Below are 20,408 nucleotides of genomic sequence, written 5' to 3' on the forward strand. Positions count from 1 at the left end.
TCAATTGTAGGAAGAATATGAATGGTCAAAAATATCCTAGTAAACCAAAAAAGGAACGTGTTTCACATGAAACACGTCCTACAAACAAAAACTTTCGTAGCAACGACGTAAAGGTCTCGCTTGGTGACAAGCTACTCATTACAATCAAGCGTCTTGGAATCAACGGTGAAGGTATCGGCTACTATAAGCGCAAGATTACCTTTATTCCAGGTGCTTTGCCCGATGAAGTTGTTGATGTAACAGTTACCAACATTACCGATAAGTTTATCGAAGCTGAGGTCAATAAAATCAAGAAGCGTTCGCCACATCGGATCAAGCCAATTGATAACCAAGATGTCGGTGGAGTTGAACTAGCCCACCTAGCTTATTCCGAACAGTTAGTTTTTAAAACTGATTTAATCAGACAAGCGCTAGAAAAGTATCAACCTCGTGGCTTCAAATATTATGATTTGCGTCCAACCATTGGGATGGATGATCCAACCGGCTACCGAAGCAAGGCACAATTCCCAATCCGCGAGGTCAACGGCAAGTTGCGCGTCGGAATGTATCGCCGTCAATCACATGAGTTGATTGATCTGCCCGCAATTTCAACTCAGAATCCCATCACCCTAAAAGTTGTTCGGACCGTTCGAGACATCATGGCCGATCTCGGAACATCGATTTATGATGAGAAACGTAACCGCGGGATGGTCAAAACGCTGATTGCTCGTGTCAGTTCATCAACTGGCTTTGTTCAATTAACGATCGTCACCAGCCAAAATGATATTTATGGTGTTGACGAATTAATCCAAGCTATTAATGCCGAATTACCCGAAGTTGTTTCAATTAGTCAAAACATTAACCCTGGTACATCTTCATTGATTTGGGGTGACGACACTAAGTTGTTGTGGGGTGACGAATATATCACCGAAACAATTAATGGTAAAGACTTCAAGCTATCACCACGCGCCTTTTTGCAGTTAAATCCAACTCAAACCGCACGTTTATATCAAGAAGCCATCTCGGCACTTGACTTAACCCATGCGGATAAATTGATCGACGCGTACTCAGGTGTTGGAACAATCGGTATTTCATTGGCTGATCTTGCCGGTGAAGTCCGCGGTATGGATACAGTTCCTGAAGCAATCGATGATGCAAACGAGAACGTTGCTGATAACGGATTAAACAATGCTGAATATTTCGTTGGTGCTGCTGAACGTCTAATTCCCAATTGGGCTCGTGAAGGCTGGATTGCGGATGCACTAGTTGTTGATCCACCACGAACCGGTTTGGGTGAACCATTACGGCAAACGATCTTGGCTACCAAGCCAGAGAAGTTTGTCTATATTTCTTGTAACCCGTCTACTTTGGCGCGTGATTTAGTTGACTTGGCGAAAGTTTACCGTGTCGAATACATTCAATCAATCGACATGTTCCCACAAACTGCTCGCTGGGAAGGCGTTGTTAAATTAACGAAAATCAAATAATTGAAAAACGCTTCTTTCATCAAATTGAAAGAAGCGTTTTTTTACTTTACCTTGCTAACAGTGCCACTTGCGTCTTTTTGGACCTTCATCTGATCGACCTGAATATAACCCAACTTCTTTAGGAGGGTTTTCTGTACAGGTGCTGACTTCATATATTTAACAAAAGCCTTGGTTCCCTTATCAGGATGCTTAGTCGTATACATGTGCTCGTAAGCCCAAATCTTCCACTTATTAGTAGTCACATTCTTATCATTTGGGGCAACGTTATCTAATTTAACCGTCTTCAGTCCCTTTGCGGCACTCCCTTGTGTATAAGAAAATGCCAAATAGGAAATCGCTCCTGGTGTCTGTGCAACAATCTTCTGCACAGCTCCGTTTTGATCTTGTGACTGTGCCTGGGTCTCATTCTTACCATCCATGACCGCCTGGTCAAACGTTAGCCGTGTCCCAGATCCGTCAGCTCGTGTTACTAAGACGATTGCTTGATCTTGACCACCAACTTGTTGCCAGTTCGTAATTTCGCCAGTGAAGATTTTCTGTAACTGATCATGCGTTAAGTTCTTTACCTTTACCGCTTGATTAACAACTGGCGCAATTCCGACAACTGCGACTTTATTGTCAGCTAGCTTCTTTGCATCAATCCCCGATTTTTGTTCGGCGAAAATATCCGAATTACCAATTGTCACGCCACCTGAGCCAACTTGACTCAAACCAGCACCTGAACCGCCTCCTTGTACATTGACAGTTGTTCCTGGATTGGCATCCTGAAAAGCCGCCCCAGCCTGTTCGGCCAACGGTTGTAAAGCGGTTGAACCAACTGCCAATACATTTGAATTGGCCGACGCAATTGCCGGAACACTCAAAGTCGTTGCACCGATCATCATTGTTGCTAGAATACTTCCCACTAGTGCTCGCTTAGCCATCATAAAGTCCCACTCCATTCTAAATGTAACTGATCTGCATACTAATGTAGCTAGGCCGCCGTGGTTAATAGTAGTTGAGTTATAGGATTCGCTGGCGTCCTAACTACAATTTATATGTTAGAAGAACTTTGTAAAAAATTAGCGGGAAAGATGTAACGATGTTGTAAGCGTTGGTAAAAGTTTCTTTTACAGTGTAAAGATTATTTGATTAGTTGATATGCAAAGCGTTCTCCATGCTCAAAGGGAAAATGAATCATCCCCTGATAACTAAAACCGGCTCTTTGAATCACTTTTTGCATAATCATATTCTTAGGATATGTATCAATCCTAATATCCGTATAGCCAAGCTCTTGGGACCACTTCACGGATTCATTCATCAAAGTCTGTGACAATCCTTGACCACGGACTTGTTGGCTAACTGCAACCCGATGAATTGCAATGTATTTCCCTGATACACCTGACCAGGTACCCTCAATTGCTTCATAAATTGGATCTGGTCCAGCAACTAAAGCTACATAGCCAACAATCGTCTGATCAAAAATCAACACATAACCACGTTCTGCAAGTACATCCTCTGTAATAATGGATTCTGTAGGTCCTTGATTTGCCTGCCATTGTGGCGACCCTTGTTCTGCCAAATACGCAATTGCCGCTGTAATTATTTCCATTACTGCTGGTATATCATCAGCAGTCGCTTTCCGTGTATAAGTCATCATATTCCTCGCAATCTCAATCACTAATATCTTAAATATTATAACCGCATTTACATCAATAATCCGTTATAAAGAAACAATCTCCGGACTTCTATTGAAAATAGCCGGCATTTCCCGTACAATAATAAACAACTATTTTCAGGAGGATCTAATGGCAAACACAAACGAACACGAAAGTATTTTGGTTCTCGACTTTGGTAGTCAGTACAACCAACTTATTACCCGCCGCATTCGCGAACTTGGTGTTTACTCTGAGCTTAAATCACATAAGCTAACCGCTCAAGAGATTAAAGAACTTAATCCCAGTGGTTTAATTTTCTCAGGTGGACCAAATTCCGTCTACGCCGATGACGCATTCACAATCGATCCTGAAATATTTAATCTAAACATCCCTATTTTGGGAGTTTGTTACGGTATGCAACTGATGGCCAACACACTACCTGGTGGTGTGGTTGAACCAGCCAACAATTCGGCTGAATATGGTCAAACAGAAATGCAATTAGTCAAGGAAGATTCAGCATTATTCGCTGGAACTCCAACCGAGCAAACTGTCCTAATGAGCCACGGTGACTACGTTGCTCAAGTTCCGGCTGGCTTTTCTGTTGTTGGTACATCAGAAGGTACACCAGTTGCAGCTATGGAAGATGCTCAACGTGGATTCTACGGTGTCCAGTTCCACGCTGAGGTGCAACACACTGAGTTTGGTAAAGAGATCTTAACCAACTTCGTTGATAAGGTCGTTAAGGCCAAGCGTGATTGGTCAATGGATGATTTCATTGACGAGCAGATCGCCGAAATCCGTGCCAAGGTTGGTGACAAGCGTGTCCTACTTGGGCTTTCTGGTGGTGTTGATTCATCAGTTGTGGGAGTGCTTCTCCAGCGCGCGATTGGTGACCAATTAACTTCAATCTTCGTTGATCATGGTCTTTTGCGCAAAAACGAAGCCAATGAGGTTATGGAAGCCCTTGGTGGCAAGTTCGGTCTAAACATCATTAAAGTTGATGCACAAGAGCGTTTCTTAAACAAACTTGCCGGCGTTAGTGACCCCGAGACTAAGCGTAAAATCATCGGTAATGAATTTATTCAAGTCTTCGATGAAGAAGCTTCTAAGCTAAACGGAATTGATTTCCTTGCGCAAGGAACGCTTTATACCGACGTGATTGAGTCAGGAACTGATACCGCACAAACGATTAAGTCGCATCACAATGTTGGTGGTCTTCCCGAAGACATGCAATTCCAACTAATCGAGCCATTAAATACCCTCTTCAAAGATGAAGTTCGGGCCCTTGGTGAGAAGCTTGGTATGCCTCACGAGTTAGTTTGGCGTCAACCATTCCCTGGACCAGGTCTTGGTATCCGTGTTCTCGGCGACATTACTGAAGCAAAGTTGCAGATCGTCCGCGACTCTGATGCAATTTTGCGTGAAGAAATTGCTAACCATGGTTTGGACAGCGAGGTTTGGCAATACTTTACCGTCTTGACCGGCGTTCGTTCAGTTGGTGTTATGGGTGACGGTCGGACTTATGACTACACTTTGGCAATTCGCGCCATCACGTCTGTTGATGGTATGACCGCTGATTTTGCTAAGCTTCCTTGGGATATCTTGGAAGAAATCTCACGTCGAATTGTAAACGAAGTCGATAAGATTAACCGCGTCGTCTACGATATTACAGCTAAGCCACCTGCTACTATTGAGTGGGAGTAATTGTTATTAATTTTAAAAGGCGTACTACTTAAAGTAGTACGCCTTTTAATTTCCAAAAACCCTTCAACCATTATTAATGGGGTTTACAATTAATTCTTTGAGCGTTATATTCACAATAAAATAACTGTAGGGAGTTAATCTATTGAATAAGCATGAATTAATTAAGCAAGCGGAAATCACTTCGAAATTCTTCAACGAATTACTAATATTAGGAATGCCCTCCCTAAACAACAATCAAATAGATTTTGACTTTGACATGGTAGTTGAATGGCGTAATACACGTTCGCGTAATCGGCTTGATCAAATCAAAATCGGCGATATTCATACTAAACAAGAGATAAAAGATATCTTTGGAGGTAGTATTTTCAGTGGCATGTCTCGTTCTCATGAAACAAATTCACTTCTTCTGTTCTCCAAAGACCACCAAGGCAACCCTTATAACGACCGATACATTAATAATGTTTTACATTATACCGGTACGGGTGCCACTGGCGATCAAAAACTCGAATCTGCCAATAAGGTGCTCTATAATTCCGATACAAACGGCGTTAACGTTTTCTTATTTGTAGGAACTGACGACAATAGATATCGTTTTAAAGGGCCCGTCCAATTAGCTGCTGAACCCTACACCACAACAGAACCAGATAACCAAAATAGTGACCGCCTAGTTTGGAAATTCCCACTTAAGGAAAAATACAGTGATTCATCAAATATAAATCTCGATCAAAAGAATAAAAACTTAATCGAAAAGGATATTGCGAATTTATCGGCATCTGAATTGTCAAAAACTGCGCACCAAATCAGCCAACAAAATAAAGGCGTCAGGCACGTAACCCATACTAAACTAAATCGCTATACGCGAAGCCGTTTTATCAGCGACTATGTTAAACAGTTAGCTCATGGCGTTTGCCAACTCTGCGAGCAACCCGCACCATTTATCACTAACTCTGGTGTACCATTTCTACATGCTCACCATATCGTATATCTATCACAAGGCGGTACGGACACCATCGAGAATACAATCGCACTCTGCCCCAATTGTCATGCACGGATTCATGAATTAGAATCATCAGCGGATGTAGCAAAGTTAATGCAAAAAGTCTCACAACGTGTAAACTAACAATATATACCTAGCCTATTTTTGCATAAGGTTAGGTATTTTTAATATCAAAGCTAAATTTGACTAACTAAAGGAGCCCCGCAATGACCCAAAACATTATCAGTGATCAAGCCCAATTAAAATTATTAGCTGATCTAACGGCAATCAACACTGTCAACGCACATGAAGAATCGCTTGTAACTTATTTAGCAACTTTTCTAAACCTACATCATGTAAAGACTGAGATTATTAAAGGTAGTAACGGGCGGGCAAATTTGGTCGCTGAAGTTGGAACAGAGGGTCCACTCCTAGGCTTTGCCGGGCATGCCGATACCGTTCATGAAGGCAATCGAAAGGACTGGGAACACTACCCTTTCACGTTAACTGACCGATCAGGTCGCCTTTACGGACGAGGTGTAACCGATATGAAGGCCGCACTCGCTTCCTTTGCAGTTGCCATGGTGAATTTGCAGGCAACTGAATTAGCTGGACGAGTCCGATTCATGGTTACCTTGAATGAGGAAAAAGCTCAAGCAGGTGCCAAACAGTTATGTGAGCTTGGTTATGTTGATGACATAGAGGCGCTAATCATTGGTGAGCCAACCGGCGTCCGCGCTTCAGAAATAACGAATTATCTACATTCTGGAGGCGTTAGACTCAACAATACCGACCCAGATGAACTAATTAATACCGTCAAAAATAACCATCAAATCGAACAGCATTTTGCTGTTTATGCACACAAAGGTTTCCTGGTTTACGACGTTATCGCCCATGGCAAAGCGGCGCATTCATCAACGCCAGCATTAGGCGTTGATGCAATCGCTCGGCTGATAGATTACTACCAAGCTGAAACTGAACTTTATCAACAACTTACAATCAACAATCCGATGCTAGGTCGGACCGTTCGTGGCGCTAATATGTTCCACGGAGGTGTCCAGCCTAATTCAATCGCTGGCGAAGCACAATTGTCCGAGTTAACGCGAATAATCCCTGAATTATCACCTAAAAAGCTCGCGGACGCTTTGACTGATCTAATTGATACTTTAAATCGTCAAGCCCCAGAACAAGCTCAACTGGAACTTGTCGTTCACAATATGGGTGAAGCTATGCTTGGAAATCCGGATTCAGAAATTGTCACCTTAGGTCAAAAGCACGCCAAGCTCGCCTTTCCCACTGAGAATGCTTTGCCGACGCTTGCTGTTTCGATGGGTACTGACGCCACGCGTTATGCCAAAGCTAACCCAAACATGGAGATTTTGATTGTTGGCCCCGGTAACGATACTGCCCATCAGGAAAATGAATACGTTGAGAAGTCGACCTTCTTGGCGATGGCTGATTATTACTGTGCTGTCGCACAAAATTTCTTTGATAATAAATAGCGCATCAACTCAATCCTTACAAAAGTGTAAGATTCATCCCCCGCGTTTTCCGCTAAGATAATAACCATAGAACGTTAGTAGATTAACTAAACGTATATTGTAAGGGGAAAATTATGCTACTAAAAGTAAAACATATCAAAAAAATCTTCAAAACACGCTTCTCAAAGGAAGAAACCACTGCATTGGTTGATGTTGACTTCTCTGTTGAGAAGGGCGAATATATCGCAATCATGGGTGAATCTGGGTCAGGTAAGACAACTTTGTTGAATATCCTATCAACACTTGAAAAGCCTACACGAGGTCAGGTTGTCCTTGCTGGTCAAGAAATCACCACCCTAAACGATAAGGCGGTGGCCGATTTCCGTCGGGAGCACCTTGGCTTCGTCTTCCAAGATTTCAACCTGCTCGATACGCTTTCGGTTCGTGACAACATTTACCTACCGTTAGTGCTTAGCAAACAACCCGTTAGCGTTATGCGGGAACGCATCGACAAGTTGGCACCTCAACTAAATATTCAAGACCTGCTTGAGAAACAGCCATTTGAACTCTCTGGTGGTCAAAAACAGCGGGTTGCCGTTGCTCGAGCACTAATTAGTCAACCTGATCTAATCTTGGCCGACGAACCAACCGCCGCTCTAGATTTCAAGAATTCAGAAGACCTACTTTCGCTATTTGAAAGTATCAATCAAACCAATCAAACCATCTTGATGGTTACTCATTCTAGCCTAGTTGCTAGCCATGCCAAGCGTGTGCTCTTCATCAAGGACGGTGTGCTTTACCATCAACTGTACCGTGGTGATAAAACAACGACTGACTTTGCCAAGGAGATCACCCTCTCAATGAATTCATTCTTGGGAGGTGAATAATCCATGTTAAGTTTAAAACTCGCGTGGGGTAACCTAAAGAAAGGGCTCAGCAATTTTGCACCCTTTCTAATGGCAACCATTGTCATGTACACACTGCTATTCATTGTGATCTCAATCGGAGCATCACCTTCACTTGATAAGCTTGTCGGTGGCGAATCGGTCGCCTTACTGATGAATTTCGCCGTCTTTATCCTCGGGATTTTCGGTGCAATCATTCTCATCTATAGCTATCGTTTTCTACAAGTGCAACGCGCACGTGAATTCGGTCTCTATGATATTCTAGGACTCGGCAAAAAACGTATTATTACCGTATCCGCCTTTGAACTGGTCTTTAGCTACTTCATTACGATTGTTCTAGGCACAATTATCGGCTTTGCGCTTTCGAAGTTCTTGTTCCTAATTTTCATTAATTTGATGGGTGGCAACTATTTCAATTTGATTATTACCCCTCAAATCATCGGAATGACCTCGCTAATCTTCTTAGCCTACTTCGTTGTTCTTTTCTTTATTGGCGCAATCATCATCAAGCGCAGTTCTAGCCTTGATCTACTTCACGAAGAAAGCAAAGGTGAAAAGGAACCTAAAGCGAATCGCTTGCTGGCATTCATTAGCATCATCTTGTTAATTGCCGGTTATGGAATTGCACTTTCTGTTCAGAATCCAGTTGAAGCCTTAGTAAAATTCATGATTGCCGTACTCTTGGTAATCTTGGGTACTTACTCGTTCTACATTAGTTTTACAATTTGGTACCTCAAATGGCGTAAAAAGCGCGACTCGTACTATGAACCTAAAAACTTTATCACGATTAGTTCAATGCTATATCGGATGAAGCAAAATGCCGTTGGATTAGCCAACATCACCATCTTGCTATCGATGGCATTGGTCACGATTGTTGTCACTGTTGGAATCTTCGTTAGCACAACGAACACCGTGAATAATCAATATCCACAAGAAGCCAAGACGACCTTCGTTGCCCCACAGGGAACCTCTCGAGATACACTTAGTAACGAGATCACTCAAACGGCTAACAAGGCGAATGTCAATGTTCGTAACGTTAAAACCATCGCCGTAGCAAACGACCTTATGTTTAGAGTCGCCAGCAATAAAAATGGTCACCTAACTACAAACAAGGCCGATACTTCCTTCAAGACAAATAATGTGATCACTGCTAATCTAATCACCCGCGATGATTTGATGGCTTTAGGAAATAAAGTTCCAAAGCTCAAGGACGGCGAAATCGCCGTTTATAACCTGCAAGGTAACGCTAGCGATGACCTAAAAACAGTCACTTGGTTTAATCAAAAGTTCCAGGTTACTCAGCATTTGGATCAAGTGAAGCATTACCCTGGTAGTATCGTCTATACAGACACTTTCCTAATTGTTGTTCCAAATGCTACGACATTTGACCAAGCATCAAAGGAATACCTTACGTCTGCCGGGGTTTATGAGAAGAATAATAAGGCATTCTTAACGCTCTTTGACTTAAAGCCTAGTGATACTAAGCGCTTTGATAAAGCCTTTAATACCGAAGTAAAGCAACACAAGCAGATCACTGGTTACACGAGTTATCGTAGTGAGACTAATGCCATGCAAAAGGCCGTCATTGGTGGCTTTATGTTTATCGGCTTCGTATTAGGAATCGGCTTTATCCTTGGAGCTGCTCTAATCATCTATTACAAGCAACTCTCAGAAGGCGCCCAAGATAAGCGAAGCTATCGGATTCTACAAGAAATTGGTTTATCAAAGCGTGAGATTTCACGTAGCATCAAAGCGCAAGTTCGCTTTGTATTCTTCTTACCAATCGTTGTAACAATTATCCACTTCCTCTTTGCCTATCGGATGGTAAAAAACTCAATCAATATTTTTGGTATGTCAGATAACATATTAATTATTGCTGTATCTGCACTTGTGATTGCGATCGTGGCTTTGATCTACTGGATTATCTACAAGGCAACTTCACGAGTTTACTACAAAATTGTTGAGCGTTAATCAGTACCTTTCTAAATAAAATTGTGTCAAAATAAAAGGGATAGAGCCATCTGGCTTTATCCCTTTTATTATTTTATTTGGGGGACCTAATGCTAAAAATCTTTATCGTAGAAGACGACCCAACCATCGTAAAAACTTTAAAACTTGCCTTACGTGATGATTTCAGTGTTCACTCCGTTAACAATTTCAACGCCGTTCGACAAGAAATCGCTGAAAACAAAGCCGACTTAGTCTTAATGGATATTCATCTTCCTTTCTTCAGTGGCTTTCATTGGACAAATGAACTAAGAAAAAACAGCCAGATTCCAATCATCTTTATCTCAAGCACTTCAGATGAGATGAACCAAATTACCGCTATGAACCAGGGTGCCGATGATTTCATCACCAAACCATTCTCGATTGAACTACTCAAAGCCAAGATTTCCGCTCTTTTGCGCCGATCTTACAACTTTGCCGGATCAGAGAAGCTCACCTTTGGTACCTATGAATTAAGTGACAACACGTTGTCAAACGATACCAGTTCGGTTGAACTCACTACCTCAGAAAATAAACTACTCTCCTTGTTGTTTCGTGCCAACGGAACTACCGTGGCAAAGGAACTCTTATTAGAGGCGCTCTGGGACAATGATGAGTTTTTAGATATTAACACGCTCAATGTAAAAATGACTCGTTTGCGCAAGAAACTTGCACCACTTGATTTTGATAGTCATATTGTCACAAAACGAGGAGTCGGTTATGCGCTTATTTAAATACTTTCAAGAACAAAGCATCCTCTTGCTGACCTTCATGATTATCGCCATCTTCCTACCAGCAACGCTCCTCTTATGGCATGTATCGCTTGATCTGGTTATCAACAGTACCGTCTTCATGCTTGTCGTCTTTGCATTCTACCTAGCCTATGGTTTCTTCAAATGGCGTCAGACTCAAATTGCCTTTAAAAAATCTGAGGATGAAAATTTATTATTACGCACTCAACTAGCGGAACTAACCGCCGCCAGCCAAGATCTTGATGATATCATTCGAATCTGGAGTCACCAGATGAAAGTCCCCATGGCAGCGATTGACATGATGTCACAAACGCATGTTGATCCACGCGAATTGCAAAATCAGGTCTTTAATCTAAATTATTATTTAACGTTATTGCTTGAATATCAACGAATAACCAATCTCTCAAATGATTTTAGTTTTGAAGAATTTTCAGTTAAGAAAGTAGCCAGCTCACTCGTCAAGAGATACAGCTCTTTCTTTATCCAAAAGAATTTATCAGTTAATATCAATGCGGAACCAGATTGGCTTTTAAAAACTGACCAGCGCTGGTTCAATCTAGCACTTGAACAAATCATCAATAACGCTGTTAAATATACCCCAAGTGGCAGTGTTACAATCACGATTCAACCTGGTAAGATTACAATCAGCGACACAGGAATCGGGATTCTGCCCGAGGACCTACCACGACTTTTCGACCACGGCTTCACTGGATACAACGGGCGTATTCAAGAAAAATCATCTGGGATTGGACTTTATCTCAGTCAGCTAATTCTTGAGAAGCTAGACTTCAAAATCAACATCACCTCCACAATCAACGTCGGAACGCAGGTCAGCATTTCAAAATAAAAACCTTGAAGCTCAGGTGAGCTTCAAGGTTTTTATAGTCGGTGACGGCGTTCGATCCGCTTAGCTTTCGCATTCGTCAAGCGGATACTTCGATAGGCTTTAGCCGTCATCAAAGTGGTTATTCCACTAGACAAAATAATCATCGGTACCATTGCAATTGCAAAACTGGCTGTCGACATCTCAAAATTTTCATGCCGGTCACTATGCTTAATTCCCATATCGAACCCCATTTCTACTAAACTAAAATTTACATTACGTCCCTTTAATTATAGCTGAATCAATCACAAATTACCGGCTTTGATTATTTCGCCTGATCAATCGCTGCTTGAACTTCTGCCAATGAGCGCACCTTACCAAGCCGTGGGAAGATATAATCAAGCGTGCTCTGGTGAGCAATCGCATTCACGTCCGTCATTGCATCAGGCACCAAGATCAAATCATACCCCGCTTGCGCAGCCTCACGAGCCGTGGTGTCCACACCAATTGAAGTCGCAATTCCCGTGAGAATAATCGTTTTAATGCCCCGTCGACGTAGTTGAACATCTAAGTCAGTCCCGTAAAAAGCACCCCAGTTGTGCTTGTCAACAGTGATCACATTTTTTGCATCCGCATCATTTGCAATTGCTGTCGAGAACTCAGTCATTTCAACCGGAAACGGTGCCTTTGATGTTATCTGATTATCCGTTACTGGGAAGAAACCTTCTGTACCTTGATTCTTAACACGGACCAGCGTAATCAACGCATCCGTATTTTTCAGGCTCGCAAGAAGCTCATTATTACGCTCAATGACATCCCAGCCGCTCAAGGGAGCCAAACCTTCTCGTTCAGCAATCCCTTTTTGCAAATCAATAACCACCACTGCAGTAGTCTTTAAATCAATTGTTAGATTTTTCATTTATTCATCCTCTTTCTAAGACCTCTATTTTGAACTATTTCGGAGCGTTTGTAAAACAAGTCAGTCGCGGTACAAGTCAGTCAATATGTTAAGATGTATATATTATAAAAAGACGAAAGGAGGCCACCATGGGAAAACGCGACCTTTCAAAAAACAAGATCATTCTTGCAACGATCGAACTAGCTAAAGAAATTGGCATCGATAACGTCAGCTTTCCAAGGCTAGCTGAACACTTTAACATTAAACCACCATCCCTCTACAATCACTTTAACAATATGGCACAAGTTCGTATCCATACCGCCATCTATCTCGAAAACATTCTCTTCGACCGGCTCATGAACAACTTGATTGACTTGCAACCCGCTGACGCGCTACGGAAATATGCAGAAGTTTACGAACTCTTTGCGAATGAATACGCTTCAGTGTACGAACTATTGAACATTGTTCCACGAGTTAATAATACCGAGTTATCGGCCGTTAATTTTGATATTTTCAACTTTATTACCCAGATCATCTCGAACTATAACCTTGATAAGAATGACACCGTCCACTCTAGTCGTATGTTCCGCTCTATCCTACACGGCTATGTAACAATGCGCCAGCTTGGCTATTTCACCACTGAATCCCAACTATCCAACGACTCCTTTCACTGGATGGTCGAGAAATTCATCGCTTCGCTTCAATATGCACAAGATAACTATTAGAAAAGGCGCCTCAATTCGAAGCGCCTTTTCTGTTCCACGTGAAACAAAAATAGAGCCGAGGAGAAAACCTCGGCTCTGTTTAATTTAATTATTTTGTACCTAGTTGCAAGATAAACATAAAGAGAATGAAGACTGTTGCCAGTACATACATAATTGGATGAACCTTCTTAGCCTTACCTGTAACAATCATCATAATTGGGTACACAATAAATCCTAGTGAGATTCCATCTGAGATTGAATAAGTTAATGGCATCGCCAAGATTGTAATAAAGGATGCTGCAGCGATTGGGAAGTTTTGCCAATCGATATCAGCAAAGTTACTTGCCATCAAGATTCCAACTACAACCAATGCTGGAGCCGTTACTTGTGACGTCACAACTGACAACAATGGCGAGAAGAACAAAGAAAGTACAAAGAACAAACCTGTGAAGACTGACGTCAAACCAGTCCGTCCACCCATTGCAATTCCAGTTGAAGACTCAATGAATGCTGTTGTAGGTGAAGTTCCTAGAATTGAACCACCCAACATCCCGATTGAATCGGCCATTAAAGTCCGTCCAGCTCTTGGCAATTCGTTATTTACCAAGAAACCAGCTTGCTTAGCAATTCCGATTAATGAGCCAGCTGTATCAAAGAAAGCTACCAATAAGAACGTTAGAACAACCGGTACCATCTGTGGTGTCCAAATATCCTTCAAACCAATGAAGGCTTGCCCAAATGTTGGCTTAAGACTTGGAACAGCAGCAATTAGTTGATCAGGCAATGGAATAAAGCCAGTCGCAATTCCCGTCAAAGCTGTAACCACCAAACCGATAAAAATCGCTCCGGGTAAGTTACGAGCAAACAAAGCTAATGTGACCAAGATACCAAAAATCGTTAACAATGCTGCTGGCGAGCCCAAGTTTCCCAAACCAATGATTGTTGACTTGTTTGCCGTAATAACCCCACCGTCAACTAAACCAATCATTGCAATGAACAAACCAATTCCACCGGCAATTGCCGACTTCAAATCAGCCGGAATCGCGTTGATGATTTTCTCACGTATCTTTGTCACTGTCAGAAGGTAGAAGATAATCCCAGCAACGAAAACACCTGATAAAGCTGTTTGCCAGCGAATTCCCATCCCAATAACAACAGAATATGAGAAGAACGCGTTAATCCCTAAACCTGGCGCAATCGCAAATGGATACTTAGCATAGACCCCCATGAAGATCGTTGCAATCGCAGCAATCAAACCAGTTGCAACGAAAACGGCCCCTTTGTCCATCCCAGCTGCTCCCAAAACGCTTGGATTAACAAACAAAATATAGGCCATCGAGACAAAGGTCGTTAAACCGGCAATCAATTCCGTCCGAACACTCGTCTTATTACCCTTTAAATCAAAGTAACGTTCTATCATTAACAGAACTCCTTCATATATATAATTTCTAAATTTTCACAACTTACCGAGTATGCCACCATTCCAAACTTAATTCAATCATTTTCCACTAAAAAAGCAAAAAAATCGGATGATACCGTTTCCAAAAACAGCAAAATCCGAACGATGTTTTATTTATTTGTTTTTCGAGAACAATTCTACTAATCCTCATTATGCAAAAATAGTCGAATAATCCACTCACGAACCCCTTTACGTCGTAGCAAGATCAAAGCTACCACCAAAATACTACCCAAGATCCACCAGATTCCACCACCAGGGAGATTCAGATGACCAAAGAAGTACCCAATTCCGACAATTGTGAACGCCCATAAGTAACTAGCAAAGGCCGCAAAACGAATATAGTTTTGGAAAGCCAGCCCCAATTCATGCGCTAACAAAGGCACTAACGTTCGAATAAACGGCACGAATCTTCCAACCGTAATGAACAACAACCAACGACGATGATGGAATCCGTCACGTAACCTGCCCATTGTTGCTCCGTTAACATGCTTATCAATCCATTTGATCCGACTAAATTGCCTTAAAAGAAATGCACCAAAGAAGTAATTCACGGCATCACCTGCCAATGATGCTGTTCCAAACACCAGCACAGCTAATAGATAATGACCAAAATTGTGTGTTTCACCAGCAAAGGAACCAATCGTTAGCAAAATTGTATCACCAGGGATAAACCCAATAAAGATCCCCGCAGTTTCAACGAATATTAAGGTAAATAGAATCAGCAAAGCTGACCACGAAAACATACTGCCAGAAGTGATCATATTATTGATCCATGACGGCATCGACTCTGCAAGCATCAGCATAGCGGTTCTCCCTCCGTTTTGTTTTATATATTATCATGATAACTTAATATAAACATGAAAATTCAAGGAAAAGTGTTCGCCTAGCGATATTTTGATAGACTTAGACTATAAGATTTAATAGGGGGGTAACCGATTGTGTACGAAAAAGACGGACAAAAAAGAACATTAACTACTATTGAAACAACCCTGCTTTTCATTGCCGGTTTACTATTCAATGCAATCGGCAACGGTTTCACCGTTGCAACTAATATGGGTTCAGCCCCGTGGACAGCTTCAGCGGCGAACCTAGCGTTAGCCTCACATCTTTCAATCACAGAGATTCTTTTAGCTTACGGTCTACTTGCGGCAATCGCCACTTTGATTGTCCTAAAACGTTTTGACTGGCGCAGATTACTAGGTAATATGCTATTCGTCATTCTGTTCAGCATTATCATTGGTAAGGTTACTGAGATTTTTGTTCAGTTCGGTCTAATGACTGCACCAATCTGGTTACGAATATTAATCGACTTTGTCGCCATTACCTCTGTTGGAATTGGTGTATCAATTACACAGCGTCTACAATTAGTCTTACATCCACTCGACGATCTGGTCGTTGTTACACGATTCAAATATTTCCATGGTGATGCTAAGATCTCGCAATTGGTAAACTTTTCTTTCCCAATGATTATATCGCTCGGCGTCTGGTTAAGCACTGGACAGTTGGTCGCTTTGAACATCGGAACACTATTTTCTTTCTTCTTCCAAGGATATATTATTCAATCAGCCGATCGTTACGTTTTCCCACATTTGATCCATAAACACGCTAGCTTCTAAAGATGTGTAACAGCATTTGGTAATGTCAAAGTCCGTCTTTAACGACTGCCCATGAAGAAAACGCGCTCAACCCGTTTCAAATTCACTTTCAGCACTCACAGGAGCCCTATACATGAAAACATATGCCATTATCGGTAACCAGTACGAAGGACTTTACACCCAACCTTGGGCTACTGTTCAAAAATACACCCAAACAAAACCTGCGCCAAAATACAAAGGTTTCACTTCAAAAGCTGAAGCCCAAGCTTGGTTCGATCTTCAACAAACAGCCCAATCCCTTGATAGCCACAAGTACGAGACGCTCTATTCTGGCGCTATTAAAGCCCAATCAGACCGCTACTATATTTTCACTGATGGTGGTAGCCGTAACACTGGCAACCACGCCGGTGGGCATGTTCAAACAACCGATAAAGCCGCCTGGGCGATTGCAATCTATCACGGATCGGACTTAACAACCCCAGTATACACGGCCAGCGAGGCTTACTTTGGTCGTACAAATAATGACATGGAAGTTCTAGCCCTATTGAATGCTCTGATCCAGGCAAATAAGGTTAATGAGCCAATCACGATCGTCAGCGACTCCAAATACGTGCTTGATACAGCCACTAACTGGATGTACAACTGGCAACGAGCTGGCTGGCAAAAGGCTTCCGGTCCAATCGCTAACCTTGAAAGTTGGCAAAAGGTCTATGACTTAATTCAACCAATCACTGAACGTCTAGCTTTTATCTGGGTTAAGGGCCATGCAACTAGCCCTGGTAACATCAAGGTCGACGAACTACTAAACATTGCAATGGATCAACTCTAATCGCTTAAGAACAGCAAGCTATTTACTGATAGCTTGCTGTTTTTTCATGTGTTGAATAAAACTTGGGTTCCAGTTCCACATGTAACGCGAACAAAATTTCACAAAGACCAACCCGCTTGTTAACTAGAAGAAGCATTGCTATGCATAAATATACACAACAATGCTTCTTCCTTAATACCACAAGGTTTCAATTGTTTTAAAAACACCCGCGTGCTCATTGTCAGCCATCGCAACGTCAAACTGGCCGTCCAACAAACGCGGATCGCTGTTCGGCATCGCCCATGGGAAGCCCGCCACTTTTAACATCTCATAGTCATTTAAACCATCGCCGAAGGCCGCCAACTCTTCCTCCAGCGTGTAGCCATAATGTTGTGCTAAAATATCCAATCCAGTCGCCTTATTGACGCCCGCGCCAACGATATCCACGGAGCCGTAACCAGACGTCGTAACATGCCCTGCAGTCCCAATTGTGGCTTGTGCTTGATCAATAAATCGAATTGTATCTTCTTCACGAAAAGCGATTGTGAATTTCAGGATCTCCTCAGGGATATCATCGACTTGATCAATTAGTTCCAAATCGACACCTGCCAATCGCAATTGCAGTGTATGCGCCCAGTTCATTCTCGCTTGGTCGTGTAGCATATAGAGCTTCTTACGACTGGCAAAGGCTGCGCCAAAACGGGGGCGAAATGGCATTTGTTGCACTACATCCATCGCATGTTTTAATTCATCTTTTGACAAGGTACTTTCTCGCAAGATTTCCCCATCAGCTGTCCGCACCAAAGCGCCATTATCGAGCACTAAATCAATCTGACCGATAAAGTCTTTAAAAATTCTATTAACATTTAATTCATCACGCCCTGTAGAGACAATGAAGTGTGCATTCTTTTCGTTCATCTTCGCTAGGATGCTCTTCAAGCGTTGATGATCGTACGTTTTACTCCCCGATAAAAATGTTCCATCTAAGTCAGTCGCAATCAGTCTTGGTCTAGTCATCTCGTCACTTCCTTTCGATCTCTACCTAGATTTTACCTTTTATTAGCCCGAAAAGGGAGCGTCTTTCTCCTAAAAACAGGCAAATTAGGTTTCTATCAATAATTCTGTGCTTAATGTTTCTTTAAAAACTTCATTTTACAAGTTATCCACGGCCTCATGTGGACAAAGTAGGCTTTTATCCCCAACACCTGTGGATAACTTGTGGATAAAGTCCTCTTTTTTTCACCGTAGACCAGTATTAACGGGATAACTCACCCTGTTAATAACCTGTTAATAACCGTTTGCTTATTACAAACCCCGCCAAAACAGTTTCTCCACTAACAATTAGGTTTAAACTTGTTCCAATCCTTCAAAAATCACTCGAATTGTTGACCTTGACGCGGATTATCCGTCTTTTATATCACATATATTGATTTAGAGAAGTGTTTAGCTAATTTAGCGCGAAATATACGAACGTTTATATCAATTAAGCACCTAATAATGTAGCTGATAGTTCTTGGCGCCATTTGTATCTTGTGGAAAACTACAAAACCAAATTAATAAGTCTGTGGATAAATCTGTGGGTAATGTGGACAAATGGGAGCAAATCAACTTTTAAGACTTATCCACAGAATTTCGGGCGTTTGTGGACAAAATGACTTCATTCTCAATTTCATAATACAAAGCATTGTTGCACAGGCGTTTTGTCGGTTTCACGGTCGTTTAAGTACCTTGTGGATAAATGTCGTTTAACAACTTATCCACAAATGGTAAACTTAGTTAAGTAAATATAAAGTCAGTTAATTTGGAGTAAGTTACCTTATGAATATTAAAGTTATCGGTGTTGGTAAATTAAAGGAAAAATACCTGAAGGATGGTATCGCTGAGTATGCCAAGCGTATGTCGAAGTTTGGAAAATTCGATATCATTGAGGTTCCAGACGAAAAAGCACCCGAGCAATTGTCAGATGCTCAGATGCAACAAGTCATGCAAAAAGAAGGCGAACGGATTTTGGGCAAAATTAAAGACCGTGAATATGTCTTTGCCCTTGCCATTAAGGGGAAAGAACGATCTAGTGAAGAGCTTGCTGCTGAAATCAGCAAATTGGCCCTTCAGGGCGATTCTGACATCACTTTCATCATCGGTGGGTCTCTTGGCCTTCATCCGGATGTATTGGCTCGTGCGGACGCTCAGATCAGTTTTGGGCGCTTTACTTTGCCTCATCAGTTGATGCGCTTGGTGCTCAGCGAGCAGATCTATCGGGCTTTTATGATTAATGCACATAGTCCTTACCATAAGTAACTGCTCTTTTTACTCTGTTCATGTTACACATGGACGCCAAATACAACGAAATTAATATTTAGGTCTCATATCAAAATATTGGCATGAGGCTTTTTGTTATCCACAGAATGTCGAGAAATCCACATATTTACGCACAGCCAAACTTTACCCGTTTTTATCTATCCTTCCCGTTACAGTGTCCGGAAAAATCAAAAAAACGGGATGCCTCAACCCTTACTGGGCCTGACTTTATAGTGTAGTTCCCGTTTTCCCGTTTTTTATCCGATTAGATAGCAATATATTTATTTAGTCGGTATCTCCATTCTGATCTTTGCAGTGGCCATTTGCTTTACGATTTTCTCATATAGTCCAGTGGCTTCAATTGTTTCTAGTTGTCATGGTAGCCCTGAGCTTCGTACTCCACTGGATAATTCTGTTCAGGCTGGTTTAAAGGTACCCGCTTCTTAGCATCGTATTCTTCTTGTGTGATTCCCCCAGTATCAAGCAATTCCTTGTATTCTTTCAATTCTTCCACTCATGACATATTCCTACTCCAATCCAAAAATTATGGTTATTTAATATCCTTAATAACCGACCTAATCCACCTACGCGAGTAATCAAATCGCCCTGCTTCCTCGCTGACATCAATATTCGTATGTTTTGCTTTATCCTGTATTATCTTTTTAACCGCATCAGAAGTGTATAAATGAACAGGTAAGTTAATCTGTTGCCCGCTCATTCGCTTAAATATATTAAGTAGTGCAACTTCATCCTTATCGAGCGCATTAAAAATTTCCAAATACGTTGGATGAAGTGCTTCAATATTTATCTCAGTCATTGAGTTAAATCCCATCCTTTTAATTTGATTTAGCCCCTTTCACAGATTTTACACATTCATTGAAAGCTACTCTAGTCACCACATTAGTAGCCTTACTAG

Annotated in this window: 21 protein-coding genes; 12 read left to right on the plus strand and 9 right to left on the minus strand. The window is 41.7% G+C overall.

Annotated features, from left to right (window positions below):
• The first annotated feature begins 17 nt into the window (after nucleotides 1–17).
• Nucleotides 18–1,466, plus strand: coding sequence for a 23S rRNA (uracil(1939)-C(5))-methyltransferase RlmD (rlmD, locus tag ESZ50_RS07265; RefSeq protein ID WP_148622898.1), 1,449 nt, complete (start codon nucleotides 18–20; stop codon nucleotides 1,464–1,466).
• A 41-nt stretch (nucleotides 1,467–1,507) separates the two neighbouring features.
• Here the strand turns inward: rlmD and ESZ50_RS07270 are convergent, their stop codons facing one another.
• Both ESZ50_RS07270 and ESZ50_RS07275 read right to left on the minus strand, forming a co-directional pair.
• Nucleotides 1,508–2,389 carry a phosphate ABC transporter substrate-binding protein gene (locus ESZ50_RS07270; protein ID WP_148622997.1) on the minus strand — a complete coding sequence of 294 codons (882 nt, stop codon included), beginning with the start codon at nucleotides 2,387–2,389 and terminating at the stop codon, nucleotides 1,508–1,510.
• A 200-nt stretch (nucleotides 2,390–2,589) separates the two neighbouring features.
• Nucleotides 2,590–3,102, minus strand: coding sequence for a GNAT family N-acetyltransferase (locus tag ESZ50_RS07275; protein WP_222860797.1), 513 nt, complete (start codon nucleotides 3,100–3,102; stop codon nucleotides 2,590–2,592).
• Nucleotides 3,103–3,253: 151 nt separating this feature from the next.
• Here ESZ50_RS07275 and guaA point away from each other — a divergent pair, with 151 nt between their 5' ends.
• From guaA to ESZ50_RS07310, 7 genes are all read left to right on the plus strand, one after another.
• A complete protein-coding gene (gene guaA / locus ESZ50_RS07280; RefSeq protein WP_148622900.1) occupies nucleotides 3,254–4,807 on the plus strand; it encodes a glutamine-hydrolyzing GMP synthase in 1,554 nt (517 codons plus the stop codon).
• 142 nt (nucleotides 4,808–4,949) lie between these two features.
• Entirely contained in the window at nucleotides 4,950–5,927 is a 978-nt protein-coding gene (locus ESZ50_RS07285) for an HNH endonuclease (RefSeq protein ID WP_148622901.1), read from the plus strand.
• An 83-nt stretch (nucleotides 5,928–6,010) separates the two neighbouring features.
• Nucleotides 6,011–7,285: a M20/M25/M40 family metallo-hydrolase gene (locus ESZ50_RS07290; protein ID WP_148622902.1), complete on the plus strand. Its 1,275-nt coding sequence runs from the start codon at nucleotides 6,011–6,013 to the stop codon at nucleotides 7,283–7,285.
• Between the two features lie 113 nt (nucleotides 7,286–7,398).
• Nucleotides 7,399–8,151, plus strand: coding sequence for an ABC transporter ATP-binding protein (locus ESZ50_RS07295; RefSeq protein WP_148622903.1), 753 nt, complete (start codon nucleotides 7,399–7,401; stop codon nucleotides 8,149–8,151).
• 3 nt (nucleotides 8,152–8,154) lie between these two features.
• A complete protein-coding gene (locus tag ESZ50_RS07300; RefSeq protein ID WP_148622904.1) occupies nucleotides 8,155–10,140 on the plus strand; it encodes an ABC transporter permease in 1,986 nt (661 codons plus the stop codon).
• A gap of 89 nt (nucleotides 10,141–10,229) precedes the next feature.
• The gene (locus tag ESZ50_RS07305; protein ID WP_148622905.1) at nucleotides 10,230–10,889 is read left to right on the plus strand and encodes a response regulator transcription factor; all 660 of its coding nucleotides are present in this window, start codon (nucleotides 10,230–10,232) and stop codon (nucleotides 10,887–10,889) included.
• Nucleotides 10,876–11,754, plus strand: coding sequence for a sensor histidine kinase (locus tag ESZ50_RS07310; protein WP_148622906.1), 879 nt, complete (start codon nucleotides 10,876–10,878; stop codon nucleotides 11,752–11,754). Before ESZ50_RS07305 ends, ESZ50_RS07310 begins: the two co-directional genes overlap by 14 nt.
• Nucleotides 11,755–11,786: 32 nt before the next feature.
• Here the strand turns inward: ESZ50_RS07310 and ESZ50_RS07315 are convergent, their stop codons facing one another.
• Together ESZ50_RS07315 and ESZ50_RS07320 are read right to left on the minus strand one after the other, a co-directional pair.
• Nucleotides 11,787–11,972 carry a hypothetical protein gene (locus ESZ50_RS07315; RefSeq protein ID WP_148622907.1) on the minus strand — a complete coding sequence of 62 codons (186 nt, stop codon included), beginning with the start codon at nucleotides 11,970–11,972 and terminating at the stop codon, nucleotides 11,787–11,789.
• A gap of 83 nt (nucleotides 11,973–12,055) precedes the next feature.
• Nucleotides 12,056–12,649, minus strand: coding sequence for an isochorismatase family protein (locus tag ESZ50_RS07320; protein WP_148622908.1), 594 nt, complete (start codon nucleotides 12,647–12,649; stop codon nucleotides 12,056–12,058).
• Nucleotides 12,650–12,777: 128 nt separating this feature from the next.
• Here ESZ50_RS07320 and ESZ50_RS07325 point away from each other — a divergent pair, with 128 nt between their 5' ends.
• A complete protein-coding gene (locus tag ESZ50_RS07325; RefSeq protein WP_148622909.1) occupies nucleotides 12,778–13,353 on the plus strand; it encodes a TetR/AcrR family transcriptional regulator in 576 nt (191 codons plus the stop codon).
• An 88-nt stretch (nucleotides 13,354–13,441) separates the two neighbouring features.
• Here ESZ50_RS07325 and ESZ50_RS07330 read toward each other — a convergent pair whose 3' ends face one another.
• The gene (locus tag ESZ50_RS07330; RefSeq protein WP_148622910.1) at nucleotides 13,442–14,752 is read right to left on the minus strand and encodes an NCS2 family permease; all 1,311 of its coding nucleotides are present in this window, start codon (nucleotides 14,750–14,752) and stop codon (nucleotides 13,442–13,444) included.
• Nucleotides 14,753–14,931: 179 nt separating this feature from the next.
• Nucleotides 14,932–15,594, minus strand: a complete 663-nt coding sequence (locus ESZ50_RS07335; protein WP_148622911.1) for a DedA family protein — start codon at nucleotides 15,592–15,594, stop codon at nucleotides 14,932–14,934.
• A 135-nt stretch (nucleotides 15,595–15,729) separates the two neighbouring features.
• Here ESZ50_RS07335 and ESZ50_RS07340 point away from each other — a divergent pair, with 135 nt between their 5' ends.
• Nucleotides 15,730–16,407: a DUF6198 family protein gene (locus ESZ50_RS07340; protein WP_148622912.1), complete on the plus strand. Its 678-nt coding sequence runs from the start codon at nucleotides 15,730–15,732 to the stop codon at nucleotides 16,405–16,407.
• Between the two features lie 112 nt (nucleotides 16,408–16,519).
• Complete coding sequence (locus tag ESZ50_RS07345) at nucleotides 16,520–17,215, plus strand: ribonuclease H1 domain-containing protein (protein WP_148622913.1); 696 nt, start codon at nucleotides 16,520–16,522, stop codon at nucleotides 17,213–17,215.
• A 171-nt stretch (nucleotides 17,216–17,386) separates the two neighbouring features.
• Here the strand turns inward: ESZ50_RS07345 and ESZ50_RS07350 are convergent, their stop codons facing one another.
• Nucleotides 17,387–18,211 carry an HAD-IIB family hydrolase gene (locus ESZ50_RS07350; RefSeq protein WP_148622914.1) on the minus strand — a complete coding sequence of 275 codons (825 nt, stop codon included), beginning with the start codon at nucleotides 18,209–18,211 and terminating at the stop codon, nucleotides 17,387–17,389.
• 801 nt (nucleotides 18,212–19,012) lie between these two features.
• Here ESZ50_RS07350 and rlmH point away from each other — a divergent pair.
• Nucleotides 19,013–19,492: a 23S rRNA (pseudouridine(1915)-N(3))-methyltransferase RlmH gene (rlmH, locus tag ESZ50_RS07355; protein ID WP_148622915.1), complete on the plus strand. Its 480-nt coding sequence runs from the start codon at nucleotides 19,013–19,015 to the stop codon at nucleotides 19,490–19,492.
• A 367-nt stretch (nucleotides 19,493–19,859) separates the two neighbouring features.
• Here rlmH and ESZ50_RS07360 read toward each other — a convergent pair whose 3' ends face one another.
• Complete coding sequence (locus ESZ50_RS07360; protein WP_222860798.1) at nucleotides 19,860–19,997, minus strand: SHOCT domain-containing protein; 138 nt, start codon at nucleotides 19,995–19,997, stop codon at nucleotides 19,860–19,862.
• Nucleotides 19,998–20,042: 45 nt separating this feature from the next.
• Nucleotides 20,043–20,309 (minus strand): hypothetical protein, encoded by a 267-nt coding sequence (locus ESZ50_RS07365; RefSeq protein WP_148622916.1) that lies wholly within the window; start codon nucleotides 20,307–20,309, stop codon nucleotides 20,043–20,045.
• Between the last annotated feature and the right edge of the window lie 99 nt (nucleotides 20,310–20,408).

This window comes from Weissella muntiaci (assembly GCF_008107635.1).
GTDB classification, from domain to species: domain Bacteria; phylum Bacillota; class Bacilli; order Lactobacillales; family Lactobacillaceae; genus Weissella; species Weissella muntiaci.

Bases quoted from the DNA above. Each gene is read 5' to 3' on its own strand.
- ESZ50_RS07325 (WP_148622909.1), top strand. From the start codon at position 12,778: ATGGGAAAACGCGACCTTTCAAAAAACAAGATCATTCTTGCAACGATC.
- guaA (WP_148622900.1), top strand. From the start codon at position 3,254: ATGGCAAACACAAACGAACACGAAAGTATTTTGGTTCTCGACTTTGGT.
- ESZ50_RS07305 (WP_148622905.1), top strand. From the start codon at position 10,230: ATGCTAAAAATCTTTATCGTAGAAGACGACCCAACCATCGTAAAAACT.
- rlmH (WP_148622915.1), top strand. From the start codon at position 19,013: ATGAATATTAAAGTTATCGGTGTTGGTAAATTAAAGGAAAAATACCTG.
- rlmD (WP_148622898.1), top strand. From the start codon at position 18: ATGAATGGTCAAAAATATCCTAGTAAACCAAAAAAGGAACGTGTTTCA.
- ESZ50_RS07310 (WP_148622906.1), top strand. From the start codon at position 10,876: ATGCGCTTATTTAAATACTTTCAAGAACAAAGCATCCTCTTGCTGACC.
- ESZ50_RS07345 (WP_148622913.1), top strand. From the start codon at position 16,520: ATGAAAACATATGCCATTATCGGTAACCAGTACGAAGGACTTTACACC.
- ESZ50_RS07270 (WP_148622997.1), bottom strand. From the start codon at position 2,389: ATGGCTAAGCGAGCACTAGTGGGAAGTATTCTAGCAACAATGATGATC.
- ESZ50_RS07320 (WP_148622908.1), bottom strand. From the start codon at position 12,649: ATGAAAAATCTAACAATTGATTTAAAGACTACTGCAGTGGTGGTTATT.
- ESZ50_RS07295 (WP_148622903.1), top strand. From the start codon at position 7,399: ATGCTACTAAAAGTAAAACATATCAAAAAAATCTTCAAAACACGCTTC.
- ESZ50_RS07290 (WP_148622902.1), top strand. From the start codon at position 6,011: ATGACCCAAAACATTATCAGTGATCAAGCCCAATTAAAATTATTAGCT.
- ESZ50_RS07315 (WP_148622907.1), bottom strand. From the start codon at position 11,972: ATGGGAATTAAGCATAGTGACCGGCATGAAAATTTTGAGATGTCGACA.
- ESZ50_RS07335 (WP_148622911.1), bottom strand. From the start codon at position 15,594: ATGCTGATGCTTGCAGAGTCGATGCCGTCATGGATCAATAATATGATC.
- ESZ50_RS07300 (WP_148622904.1), top strand. From the start codon at position 8,155: ATGTTAAGTTTAAAACTCGCGTGGGGTAACCTAAAGAAAGGGCTCAGC.
- ESZ50_RS07330 (WP_148622910.1), bottom strand. From the start codon at position 14,752: ATGATAGAACGTTACTTTGATTTAAAGGGTAATAAGACGAGTGTTCGG.
- ESZ50_RS07275 (WP_222860797.1), bottom strand. From the start codon at position 3,102: ATGACTTATACACGGAAAGCGACTGCTGATGATATACCAGCAGTAATG.
- ESZ50_RS07350 (WP_148622914.1), bottom strand. From the start codon at position 18,211: ATGACTAGACCAAGACTGATTGCGACTGACTTAGATGGAACATTTTTA.
- ESZ50_RS07365 (WP_148622916.1), bottom strand. From the start codon at position 20,309: ATGACTGAGATAAATATTGAAGCACTTCATCCAACGTATTTGGAAATT.